3 protein-coding genes are annotated in these 1,658 nt (G+C 65.5%); 2 read left to right on the forward strand and 1 reads right to left on the reverse strand.

Going from position 1 to position 1,658, the window contains the following annotated elements:
* On the reverse strand, positions 1–442 hold a 442-nt coding region (locus VGQ44_20950; GenBank protein HEV8449306.1), incomplete at its 3' end, for a DUF1569 domain-containing protein.
* 121 nt (positions 443–563) lie between these two features.
* On the opposite strand from VGQ44_20950, the gene VGQ44_20955 reads away from it, so the two are divergent.
* Entirely contained in the window at positions 564–1,076 is a 513-nt protein-coding gene (locus VGQ44_20955; GenBank protein HEV8449307.1) for a hypothetical protein, read from the forward strand.
* Positions 1,077–1,097: 21 nt separating this feature from the next.
* Positions 1,098–1,658, forward strand: a 561-nt coding sequence (locus VGQ44_20960; protein ID HEV8449308.1) for a zinc-binding alcohol dehydrogenase family protein, incomplete at its 3' end; no start/stop codon positions are given.

Consider the following 1,658-nt stretch of genomic DNA (forward strand, 5'->3'; position numbering starts at 1 on the left):
CGAACTGCTGCAGATGATGGTCGATATGTTTGTACATGAGCTGCCCCCATTCGGCGCCGCTCAGCTTCCCGAAGAATGAGTGCGTCTCTTTCCCGGCGGCGTCCGGCCCCTGCGCCACGAAGCGGTCGATGAGCCCGAGCAACTGATCGCGCTCGGCATCGAGCTGGCGCTCGTCGGCGACCACGAACGTCGGATCGGTCGGCGCATTCTTGCCGAACGGCTTTTCGCTGAAGATCGACTTCCGAATGAACGGCACGATGATCTTCCCGATGAACGCCTGCTTCATCGGCTTGTCCCCGACCGCCGTCTCCAGCGGCCGCCCGCAGTGACACAGCATCTGCGCCGCGTTCATCTTCCCCCACAGCCGCTGGCTCTCCGTTCCGAGCGAGCGGATCCGCGCCTCGAGCGCACTGCGATCGGCAGGATCGAAAAGCGTTTTCATGATCGCTTATGGTGCGACGCCGTTCTCAATCGTGCAAGCGTCACGCATCCGCCACGCGTCGTTTGCATCGCGCGCAATTCCTTGCAAGCGGCACATACGAACGCGACGCACCTTGCGCGGCATGGTTGCCGCGCTGCTCTTCGCCGCGATTTGTTTGAAGCATGCGGGCGCGTCGACATGCGTTTCGCGCGACGTCATCGCGGACGTCGGACAGCAACTTCTCGACAGGGTCTTCTTCGCCGACACGCGCGATCTCGAGCCGGCCGCCTTTCTGACAATGAAACCCGACGGGAGCCTCGGCTGCTTCTTATGGCCGGCAACGAACGAACGCGACGCGTCGACGTTTCACGGCGACCTTCCGGCCGACACCGTTGCGGTCGTTCACACCCATCCGCGCGAATGGCAGGACCCATCCGCGCAGGACAGCCTGCTCAGTAGGGAACTGGACATCAGCGTCGTCGTCGTCACCCACGGATTCATCGTCGACGTCGACCCCGCGGGAGCCATCTCGCGCCGGACGCTCTACGGCAAACCGACCTCCGACGCGCCCATTTGCCGCGCGGTGACTGCCAATCTCCCACGTGTGGCGCGGGCTTTCCAGCCCGCGCCCCGGGTCGGAGGGAGTGCCCGATAAGCGCTAGCATTCTCGCCAACGATGAAGGCCGCCGTCTTACACGCGCTCGGTAGTCCGCCGCATTACGAAGATTTCCGCGATCCTCAGCCGGGCGAGAAGGAAGTCGTCGTCCACGTAAGAGCCGCGTCGCTCAAGAACATCGACAAGGCGATGGCGAACGGGTCGCACTACGACGCCCATCGCGAACTGCCGGCGATCGTCGGCGTCGACGGTGTCGGAACTCTCGATGACGGCACACGCGTCTTCTGCGGAGGCACTCGGCCGCCCTACGGGATGATGGCGGAACAGACGGTCGTATCGCGCGTCCGGTGCTTGCCGCTTCCTGACGGCGTCGATGACGACACCGCGGCCGCGTTGCCGAATCCGGCGCTGTCGTCGTGGCTCCCGCTCGTCTGGCGCGCCCACCTCCAGCCCGGCGAGACCGTCCTGATCCTCGGCGCTACCGGCGTTGCCGGCAAGCTCGCCATCCAGATCGCAAAGCACCTCGGTGCGGGACGCGTCGTCGCCGCCGGCCGGAATCCGCGCGTGCTGGAGACACTCCCGGCCCTCGGCGCCGACGCGACCATCGCGCTCGACCAACCG

It is taken from the genome of Gemmatimonadaceae bacterium (assembly GCA_036003045.1).
Classification (GTDB): domain Bacteria; phylum Gemmatimonadota; class Gemmatimonadetes; order Gemmatimonadales; family Gemmatimonadaceae; genus JAQBQB01.

Coding starts and splice junctions, on each gene's coding strand:
- VGQ44_20955 (HEV8449307.1), top strand. CDS start 564: ATGGTTGCCGCGCTGCTCTTCGCCGCGATTTGTTTGAAGCATGCGGGC.